Below are 10,015 nucleotides of genomic sequence, written 5' to 3'. Positions count from 1 at the left end.
CTCCTATGTAGAGGTGTTCACCAACGAGCACCTGGGCATCTGGGCCGCGGCCAGTCCGGGCCGGACCCGGTCGGCGGGCACGTAGACGGTGTGCACCGGCTGCCGCCCGCCGGGATCGCCCGGATAGGCCCGATCCCGTTCGAAGTCCACAGTGGATAGTTGCCGGTCGAGTTCGCCCGCGATCGCTTCCAGGTCCACTGTGGACTCTCCTAGGTCGTGACGATCCGCTGGTATGCGGGCAGAGTGAGGAAGTCGGGGTACTCCTGGGCCAGCGTCACCTGCTCGAACACCTCGGCCGCCAGGTCGAGGTTGGGCAGGTGCTCGCCGCGCAGGTGCGCGGTGACCTCGGCCAGCACCCGGCGCACCAGGTCCGCGGTGACCGGCTCGCCGGTGTCCAGGCCGACGTCGTTGTAGATCCACTGCCACAGCTGGGACCGGGAGATCTCCGCGGTGGCCGCGTCCTCCATCAGGTTGTGGATGGCCGCCGCGCCGTTGCCGGCCAGCCAGGAGGCGATGTAGCGCACTCCGACGTCCACCGCGCTGCGCAGCCCGGCCGCGGTCGCCGCCCCCTCCGCGGAGGCCACGTCCAGCAGCTGCTCGGCCTTGACCTGCACGTCCTCCCTGGCCCGGCCCAGCTGGTTCGGCGCATCGCCGAGCACCGCGTCGAAGACCTCGCGGCAGACCGGCACCAGGTCGGGGTGGGCCACCCAGGACCCGTCGAAGCCGTCCTCGGCCTCGCGCTGCTTGTCCTCGCGCACCTTGGCCAGCGCGGTCGCGGTGACCTCGGGGTCGCGCCGGTTCGGGATGAACGCGGCCATCCCGCCCATGGCGAAGGCGCCGCGCCGGTGGCAGGTGCGCACCAGCAGCTCGGTGTAGGCCCGCATGAACGGCGCGGTCATGGTGACGCTGTTGCGGTCGGGCAGCACGAACTCGGGCCCGGAGTCGCGGAAGGTCTTGATGATGCTGAACAGGTAGTCCCAGCGGCCCGCGTTCAGCCCGGCGGCGTGCTCGCGCAGCTCGTAGAGGATCTCGTCCATCTCGAAGGCGGCCGGGATGGTCTCGATCAGCACGGTAGCCCGCACGGTGCCCTGCGGGATGCCGAGCTCGGCCTGAGCCTGGCTGAACACGTCGTTCCACAGCCGGGCTTCCAGGTGGCTTTCCAGCTTGGGCAAGTAGAAGTAGGGGCCGCTGCCGCGGGCAAGCAGCTCGGCCGCGTTGTGGAAGAAGTAGAGCCCGAAGTCCACCAGCGCCCCGGCCACCGGCTCCTCGTCGACCAGCAGGTGCGCCTCGTCCAGGTGCCAGCCACGCGGCCGCACCACGATCACCGCGTGCTCGACGTCCTCGCGCAGCGCGTACCGCTTGCCCTCCGGCGTGCTCAGCTCGATCGTCTTGCGCACCGCGTCGGCCAGGTTGACCTGGCCGGAGACCACGTTGCGCCAGTGTGGGGTGTTCGCGTCCTCCAGGTCGGCCAGCCACACCTTGGCCCCGGAGTTGAGCGCGTTGATCGCCATCTTGCGCTCGGTCGGCCCGGTGATCTCCACCCGCCGGTCCCGCAGGTCGGCAGGGGCCTGCGCCACCCGCCACTCGGACTCGCGGATCTCCCTGGTCTCCGGCAGGAAGTCCAGCCGCCGGTCCGCCGCGGCCTGGGCCCTGCGCTCAGCCCGCCGGGCGAGCAGCTCGCGCCGCCGCGCCCCGAAGGCCCGGTGCAACCCGGCCACGAACTCCAGCGCCGCGGGTGTGAGCACCTCCTCGCCCCGCTCGACCGGCTCGCCCAAGACGCGGATCTGGCTCATCCACTCACCCCGCTGTGTCCGTCCTCGCACACCTGGGACCACCCTATGGACACCTGCGGTGAGTCGGCACCCTCAAATACTGGAACTGCCGGTTCCCAACCCGGATGCCGACCGCAGCGCGCGGATCGCCTCGGGCAACACGTCCACCAGCACCGAGGCCGAGGTCGGCGCGTCCCGCGCGGCCAGCTGCCCGGCCACCTCGTGCGCGCGCACCGCGCAGCCCGCGGCCAGCAGCGGGTCCATGCCTCCGGCCAGCAGCGCGCCGATCAGCCCGGAGAGCACGTCACCCGATCCGGCGGTGGCCAGCCAGGCCGAGCGGGCCGGGTTGACCAGCACCCGGCCGTCCGGCGCGGCGATCACGGTGGCGTGGCCCTTGAGCAGCACCACCGCGTTGGTGCGCTGCGCGGCGCGGCGGGCCGCGGCCACCCGGTCGTCGCCGACTTCACCGGCCAGCCTGGCGAACTCGCGGTCGTGCGGGGTGAGCACCATCGGGGTGTCCGGATCGCGCACGTCCCACAGCGACTCGTCCGCCGCCAGCAGGGTGATCGCGTCGGCGTCCGCGCAGACCGGGACCCCGGCGGCCAGCACCTGGCGCAGCACCTCGGCCTCCGCGGTGCCGGTGCCGAGGCCGGGGCCGACCACCCAGGCCTGCACCCGGCCGGCGTCGGTGACCGAGCCGGTGGCCACCACCTCCGGCCAGCGGTCCCGCACCGGGTCGGCGGCCTCGCCCGCGTAGCGCACCATGCCGGAGGTGGCCCGGATGGCCGCGCCGGTGGCCAGCACCGCCGCGCCGGGGTAGACCGCGGAACCGGCGGCCAGGCCGGTGACGCCCTGGGTGTACTTGTCATCGCTCGCGCCGGGCACCGGCCAGCGGGCGCCGACCTCGGCGTCGGAGAGCACCACCAGCTCGGGTTCGCCCAGGTCGTCGCCGATGCCGATGTCGACAAGGCAGACCTCGCCGCAGTGCCCGGCGGCCAGCACGTGCACCGGCTTCAGGCAGCCGAAGGTCACCGTGGCGGCGGCGTGCACGGCGGGGCCGGACACCACGCCGGTGTCCGGATCCACGCCGCTGGGCAGGTCCACCGCCAGGATCGGGGCCTCGACCTGCTCGACCAGCTCAGCCGCCGCAGGACGCAGCGGACCGCGCGCGGACAACCCGACGATGCCGTCCAGCACCAGGTCGGCGGCCCGCACCGCGGCCAGGTGGTCGGTGGCGATCCGGCCGCCGGAGCGGCGCAGCGCGGCCAGCCCGGCCGGGTGCGCCCGCTCCGGGCTCAGCAGCACTGCCTCGACGGCGACCCCGCGCCGCCGCAGGAAGTGCCCGGCCCACAGCGCGTCCCCGCCGTTGTTGCCCGCGCCCACCAGCAGCGCCACCCGCCGCCCGGACACGCCGCCGGTCAGGTCTTCCAGCATGCCGATGGCGTAGGTGGCCAGGCCGAAGGCGGCCCTGCGCATCAGCGCGCCCTCGGGGACCCGCTGGAACACCGCGTGCTCGGCCGCCCTGACCCGGTCGGCGCCCCAGACCCCGCTCACTCGACGGTGACCGACTTGGCCAGGTTGCGCGGCTTGTCCACGTCGTAGCCGCGCGCGCGGGCGATCTCCGCGGCCAGCACCTGCAACGGGATGGTGGAGACCAGCGGCTGCAACAGGGTGGGCACCGCGGGCAGCTCGATCAGGTCGTTGGCGAAGGGCCGCACCGTCTCGTCGCCCTCCTCGGCGATCACGATGGTGCGCGCGCCGCGGGCCCTGATCTCCTGGATGTTGGACAGCAGCTTGCTGTGCAACACCGCCCTGCCCTTCGGCGAGGGCATGACCACCACGACCGGCAGCCCCTCCTCGATCAGCGCGATCGGCCCGTGCTTGAGCTCACCGGCGGCGAAGCCCTCGGCGTGCATGTAGGCCAGCTCCTTGAGCTTGAGCGCGCCCTCCAGCGCCACCGGGTAGCCCACGTGGCGGCCGAGGAACAGCACCGCCTTGGCGTCGGCGAGCTCCGGCGCCAGCTCGCGCATCCGGTCCACTGTGGACAGCACCTGGCTGACCGCGGCCGGCATCGCCTCCAGCTCGTGGAACTCCCGCGCCACCTCGTCCGGGTACTTGGTGCCGCGGGCCTGCGCCAGGGCCAGGCCGACCAGGTAGTTGGCCGCGATCTGGGCCAGGAACGCCTTGGTGGAGGCGACCCCGATCTCCGGCCCGGCGTGGGTGTAGAGCACCGCATCGGACTCGCGCGGGATCTGCGCGCCGTTGGTGTTGCAGACCGCCAGCACGCGGGCCTTCTGCTCGCGGGCGTGCCGCACCGCCTCCAGGGTGTCCGCGGTCTCGCCGGACTGGGAGACCGCCACCACCAGGGTGGAGCGGTCCAGCACCGCGTCCCGGTAGCGGAACTCGCTGGCCAGCTCGACCTCCACGGGCAGCCGGGTCCAGTGCTCGATGGCGTACTTGGCGACCAGCCCCGAGTGGTAGGCCGACCCGCAGGCCACCACGAAGACCTTGTCCACGTCCCGCAGGTCCTGGTCGGACAGCCGCTGCTCGTCGAGCACGATCCGGCCGTCCTGGAAGTGCCCGCGCAGCGTGTTGGCCAGCGCGTCGGGCTGCTCCTCGATCTCCTTGAGCATGAAGTACTCGTGGCCGCCCTTCTCCGCGGCCGCGAGGTCCCAGTCCACGTGGAACGGCGTACACGGCGCGTCCTCGCCGTGGAAGTCGGTGACCCGGTATCCGGCGCGGGTCAGCTCGACCACCTGGTCCTGGCCCAGCTCGACCGCGTCGCGGGTGTGCTCGATGAAGGCGGCCACATCGGAGGCGACGAAGTTCTCCCCCTCGCCGACCCCGACCACCAGCGGCGAGGACCGCCGCGCGGCGATGATCAGGTCCGGGTGGTCGGCATGCGTGACGACCAGGGTGAACGCGCCCTCCAGGCGGCGGCAGACCAGCCGCACCGAGGCGGCCAGGTCACCGGCGGTCTCCCCGTCGCGGTAGGCGGCGGCGATCAGGTGCGCCGCGGTCTCGCTGTCGGTGTCGCTGGCCGGTTCGACCCCGGCGGCCTCCAGCTCGGCGCGCAGCGCGATGAAGTTCTCGATGATCCCGTTGTGCACCACGGCCAGCTTGCCGGTGCCGTCCCGGTGCGGGTGCGCGTTCCGGTCGGTCGGCGCGCCGTGCGTGGCCCACCGGGTGTGGCCCATGCCGCTGGTGCCGGCGAAGCCGTCCCTGCCGACCTCGTCCAGCCTGGTCTCCAGGTTGACCAGCGGCCCGGCCTTGCGCTCCACGGCCAGTCCGCCGCCGCCGTCCAGCACGGCCACGCCCGCCGAGTCATAGCCCCGGTACTCCAGCCGCCGCAACCCGTCCAGCACGACGGTCAGAGCTGGTCGATGTCCTACGTATCCCACGATCCCGCACACTCGGGACAGGGTAGGCGCTGCCGTCAGCGGAGTCGGATTGGTCCAAACCTCGGGCCGACGCCAGCCGGGCGGGGCGGTATCCACTACCGTCCGGGGCATGGCACGCGCGGTCAAGGCCCTGACGGCCAAGCAGGCGCTGGTGACGCTGACCCGCCCCGGTCCGCACAAGGTGCTGCGCGGCGACCTGGGCCTGATCGGCCTGCCCGGTGTGATCCTCACCCCAGCCCAGGGCCTCGGGCTGCCCGCGGTGGCCTTCGGGCACGGCTGGCTGCAACCGGCCCGCCGCTACCTGGGCCTGCTCAAGCACCTGGCGTCCTGGGGCATCGTGGTCGCGGCCCCCGGCACGCACACCGGCGCGCTGCCCAGCCACCGCCTGCTCGCCGCCGACCTGCGCACCACGCTGGACGTCTGCACCGGCGTCCGCCTCGGCGAGGGCCAGATCAGCGTGCACCCGGAACGGCTGGCCGTGGCCGGTCACTCCATGGGCGGCGGCGCGGCCGTGCTGGCCGCCGCCGAGGACGAGCGGGTCCGCGCCGTGGTCACCATGGCGCTGTCGGAGACCCGCCCCTCGGCACTGGACGCCGCCCACCGCTGCGCCATGCCAGGCCTGCACCTGTCCGCGGTGCAGGACCTGGTCGCGCCGACCGTGGGCCACGTCGAACCGGTCGCCCAGGCCTGGGCCGGACCGGTGCAGCTGCGCGGCATCACCAAGGCCACCCACCTGGCCTTCACCGAGGGCAGGCACTGGAGCGACCTGCTGCTGGACGGCCGGTCCCACCACACCACCCAGAAGCTGACCAAGGCGCTGACCACCGCGTTCCTGCTACGCATCCTCACCGGCACCCGCGCCTACAGCGCGCTGCTGGAGGAAGAGGTCCGCGGCTGCACGATCGACTACACCCGGGGCCCGCTGCCCACGGCCGCACACCGCTGATCAGCCGCTCGGCGGCTGGCCCCACCCGGGGTACGGCGGCGCGAACCCTCGCGGCCGCGGCTTGCTCAGCGCCCGGTTCACCGGCGGCAGCACGTACAGCAGGATGCCGATCAGCCAGAGCACCACGAACCAGATCCGCACCAGCAGCTCGACCATGTCCAGCCCGGCGGGCAGCTTCTCGATCAGCCGCCCAGTTCTGCCGGAACAGGGTCAGCACCGCGAAGATCAAGGTCAGCAGCATCGCGCCGGGGATCGCGTAGTAGCCCAGGATGTCGTTGGGCAGGTGCCCGACACCGAGGTGGAACCCGCCAAGGCGGCTGCCACCGGCCACACTCAGCCCGAAACCGACCTCCACCCCGGCGCTGACGATCACCCAGACGAACGCGACCACCACCGCCACCAGCGGCGGCTTCCGCATCATCGGCGGCAGCAGCCCCGGTGGCGGCGTTCCTGGCGGCCCTGGGACGAAGCCGGGCGGCGGGTAGCCGCCCGGTCCCTGTCCCCACTGCGGTCCGGTCACCGGCCGCCCTTCCGCGTGGTCATACGCGTGCGTGCTCAGCGGTCGCGGAAGCCGTCGTCACCCAGCACCGGGTTGACCCACTTCCGCTCCCCCTCCTCGTCGACGGAGAAGTACTGGCCCTGCGTGCGCCAGTTGCTGCTCTGCCGTTCCTGGTCGCCGCCCTGGCCGCCACCGGCGCCCGCGCCGCCGCCCATCGGCATGCCGCCGCCCATCGGCGCGCCCGCCGGGGGCTGGCCGCCCATCTGCTGCTGGTTCCAGGCCGCGCCATCGGGCACCGAGGCCAGTCCCGCTCCACCGGAGCCGCCGGCCTGCGGGCTGTTGGTGTCCGAGAGCCCCGCGCCACCGGCGGAGGGCTGGTCCGGCCCGCCACCGAACGCGCTGCCCGCGGACGGGTTGCCCAGGCTGCCGCCACCGGCGGAGGACTGGGTGTAGCCACCGTCGTAGCTGCCCCCGGCGGCTGAGGCCGTCGCGGTGCCGTCGACGAAGCCCGGCGGCGGGAACGGCCCGCCGTTGAAGCCCGGCTGCGGACCGCCCCAGTTCGGCGGAGGCGGCGGCTGCCAGTTCGGCGGCGGAGGCGGCGGACCACCATGCTGCGGGCCACCGTGCTGCGGGCCACCCTGCCAGCCACCCTGGTCGTTGCCGACGAACTGCGGCGGCGGGGGCGGCGGCTGCCAGCCAGGCGGCGGGGGCGGCGGAGGCGGCGGACCGCCGTGCTGCGCGGGCATCGGCTCGTGCTGCCACGGCATCCCCGGCGGCGGACCACCCTGCCACCCAGGCGGGGGTCCCTGCGGCGGGAACCCGGGCGGCGGACCGCCCCAGCCCTGCGGCGGCGGACCACCCTGCCAGCCAGGCGGCGGCCCCTGCGGCGGGCCACCCTGCCACCCGGGCGGCGGACCACCCTGGGCGCCCTGCGGCATCATCGGCTCGCCATGGCGTCCGTAGGCGGGCTCGGTCTGCAGGTGCTGACCGGGACCGGGCTCCATCCGCCCGTAGGCCGGTTCGGGCTGGTACGGGCCGCCCTGCTGGAACTGCATCGGCTCAGGCCGCGCCGGGCCGCCCTGGCGGATCTCACCCGGCTCGCCGCCCATCATCGGCATCGGCCGCGGCATCCCGCCCTGGCCACCCTGACCCTGGCCGCCGGGACCGCTCTGGGCGCCGGGACCACCCTGGCCGGGGCCGCCCTTGGCCTCGTCCTCGAAGTTCACCGTGTACGTGGTCGGCGGCTTGCCGTCCATGTTGTCCACGGTGACCTTCATCTGGTCGTCCGTGCCGGGCACCAGCTGGGTGGTGATCAGCGAGTTGCCGTCCCGGAACGAGGCGGTCCCGTCCGGACCGGGCTTGATCTGGGTCGGCTGCTCGCCCCCGGGCTTGCCGGAGACGTCCAGCCGTTCGTGCGGCACCCCGGGCGTCCCGCCCTGCTGGCCGGGTCCACCGGGCTGACCAGGGATCCCGCCGGGCTGGCCGGGCTTCTCGCCGGGCAGCTGGAAGTCGATCTCGTACGGCTTCGGCTTGCCATCCGGACCGGTGATCATCATCTTGACCTTGCCGTCGTCCGTCGGCTCGGTCACCTGGATCTTGCGCCCGCTGCCGTCGTCGATGGTGACCGTCTGCTCGTCGTTGGGCACCTTCACCTTGGACGGGTCGGTCTGGTCCATCAGCTTCGAGGGGTCGGGCACCTCGGGCTTGGGCAGCTCCGGCATCGGAGGCGGCTTGGGCATGCCGCCGCCACCACCGCCACCACCGGAACCCGTGCCACCGCCGCCACCACCGCCGGAACCGGTGCCACCGCCGCCGTTGCCGCCGGTCTCACCGCCGCCGCCGGAGCCCTCCTTGGGGAACTTCGGCTCGTAGCCCTTGAGGAAGTTGTTGATCGAGTCCCACTGCGCGTTGACCGTGGTCACCGCGGCGTTGCAGGAGTTCTCGAACTGGGTGAGCTTGCCGCCGAACTCCTTGTCGAAGGGACCGTCGGCCCATTTCTGACAGGTCTCGCGCACCATCGTCTTGGTGGATTCCTCGAGGTCCCCACAGTCGTCATCGTCCAGCGCGCGCGAGGTGGCGCTGCCGGTCGTGCGGTCCAGCCAGCTCGCCACCTCCTTGATCTGGTTGCGCTGCGCGTCGTCGTCGCCGGTGAGGCCCTGCGTCGCGATGGTGACGATCTTCTTGGCCATCTCCGGCGGCGCGCCCGCGATGGTCAGGGTGAAGGCGTTGGTCAGCTCCTCGCACTTGAGCTTGCACGCCCGGTAGATCTCGCCGACCGCCTTGGTCAGCGTCTCGCTGGCGCCGCCGAGCTGCTTGACCAGCTGGTCCAGCTGCGGGCGCACCGCGCCGCTGTAGTGCTGGCTGGAGGCGCTGGCGGCCTTGCCGTCCCAGGCGCCGTAGAGGCTGATCAGCTGGCCGTCGATGTCGTCCACGTACTGGTCGACCGCGGCCTTGGCCTTGTTGAACTCATCGGCTTCCAGCAGGAACTTGCGGAAGTCGATGTTCTTCTGCTCTTCCCAGCGCAGCTGGATCTTGGTCTGGTAGTCGACGCCCTTGCCGCGCAGGTTCCAGGCGGGCAGGAAGCGCTTGAACATCTCCAGGCTGGCGGCCGCCGGGTCGAACAGCTCGTTGGAGTTCTTGACCGTGCCCTCGGCCAGGGTGGGCGCCTGGGCCTTGCCGATCTTGTCCTTCGCCTGGTTGTTGGCGTCGGTGGCCTTCTTGTCGCTGCCCTCTTTGTTGTCCGCGTCGGTAGCCTCTTTTTTGCCCTTGGCTACCGCTTCGTCGAGCTCTTGTTCCTCGTCCTCGTCGTCATCGTCGCCGTCGAACTCGCTCTCGTCCTCGTCGTCGAGATCGTGCCCCGGCGAGTACTCCTTGATGTACTTCTTGTGCTCGTCGTCAATGCGGTCGTCCTCGCGCGTGTCCAGGTACTCGTCGAGGATTTCCCGCTTGGTGTCCGGGTTGACGTTGGGGTTGTCAAGGATCGCCTTGACTTCTTCCCAGTCACTCTTTGCCATCACTTGCTCCCGGAGCCACGCACAGTGCCGGCGTTGTTGGAGTCAGAGCCGCGGTAGGTGCCCGCGGACTGCTTGACCTTGTTGGAGAAGGCGGTCATCGACTCGACCATGCCCTTGACCCCGTCGGCCAGCTTCTGCACACCCTCGCGGTAGGGACCGCCCTTGTCCTGGTGCTTCACGCCGAAGTCCGCCGGGTTGGCCTGGGTGGCCACGAAGTCCTTGACGGCCTCACTGGTCTTGGTCGCACCGTCTGCGATGGAGTTGGCGACCCGGGTCATCGTCCCCGGATCAGATCCGTAACCTGCCACGGTCCCTTCCTCCCCATTGGAGTGTTCACAACGCAGACGTCGCCGTTCCGCCAGCCGTTCCCGGCGGCGGTCAAC

8 protein-coding genes are annotated in these 10,015 nt (G+C 72.3%); 1 reads left to right on the top strand and 7 read right to left on the bottom strand.

Annotated elements, in window-relative coordinates; genetic code table 11:
• Positions 1-3 precede the first annotated feature (3 nt).
• From ACWDY5_RS38790 to glmS, 4 genes are all read right to left on the bottom strand, one after another.
• Complete coding sequence (locus ACWDY5_RS38790; protein ID WP_449727123.1) at positions 4-198, bottom strand: DUF6986 family protein; 195 nt, start codon at positions 196-198, stop codon at positions 4-6.
• 11 nt (positions 199-209) lie between these two features.
• On the bottom strand, positions 210-1,793 hold the full coding sequence (gene aceB / locus ACWDY5_RS38785) for a malate synthase A (protein ID WP_449727122.1): 1,584 nt from the start codon (positions 1,791-1,793) through the stop codon (positions 210-212).
• 72 nt (positions 1,794-1,865) lie between these two features.
• The gene (locus ACWDY5_RS38780; RefSeq protein ID WP_449727121.1) at positions 1,866-3,326 is read right to left on the bottom strand and encodes an NAD(P)H-hydrate dehydratase; all 1,461 of its coding nucleotides are present in this window, start codon (positions 3,324-3,326) and stop codon (positions 1,866-1,868) included.
• Positions 3,323-5,185 (bottom strand): glutamine--fructose-6-phosphate transaminase (isomerizing), encoded by a 1,863-nt coding sequence (glmS, locus tag ACWDY5_RS38775; RefSeq protein ID WP_449727120.1) that lies wholly within the window; start codon positions 5,183-5,185, stop codon positions 3,323-3,325. Before glmS ends, ACWDY5_RS38780 begins: the two co-directional genes overlap by 4 nt.
• Before the next feature lie 97 nt (positions 5,186-5,282).
• On the opposite strand from glmS, the gene ACWDY5_RS38770 reads away from it, so the two are divergent.
• Positions 5,283-6,119 (top strand): dienelactone hydrolase family protein, encoded by an 837-nt coding sequence (locus ACWDY5_RS38770; RefSeq protein WP_449727119.1) that lies wholly within the window; start codon positions 5,283-5,285, stop codon positions 6,117-6,119.
• On the opposite strand, the gene ACWDY5_RS38765 is transcribed toward ACWDY5_RS38770, so the two are convergent.
• The 3 genes from ACWDY5_RS38765 to ACWDY5_RS38755 form a co-directional block, all read right to left on the bottom strand.
• Positions 6,120-6,275: a hypothetical protein gene (locus ACWDY5_RS38765; protein WP_449727118.1), complete on the bottom strand. Its 156-nt coding sequence runs from the start codon at positions 6,273-6,275 to the stop codon at positions 6,120-6,122.
• Between the two features lie 399 nt (positions 6,276-6,674).
• On the bottom strand, positions 6,675-9,632 hold the full coding sequence (locus ACWDY5_RS38760; protein ID WP_449727117.1) for a WXG100 family type VII secretion target: 2,958 nt from the start codon (positions 9,630-9,632) through the stop codon (positions 6,675-6,677).
• A complete protein-coding gene (locus tag ACWDY5_RS38755) occupies positions 9,632-9,910 on the bottom strand; it encodes a hypothetical protein (protein WP_252480602.1) in 279 nt (92 codons plus the stop codon). The genes ACWDY5_RS38760 and ACWDY5_RS38755 overlap by 1 nt, the downstream gene beginning before the upstream one ends.
• Positions 9,911-10,015: the final 105 nt, after the last annotated feature.

It is taken from the genome of Crossiella sp. NPDC003009, assembly GCF_053591555.1.
Note: the sequence above shows the minus strand (reverse complement) of the source record. Positions and strands in the feature narration are given on the sequence as shown.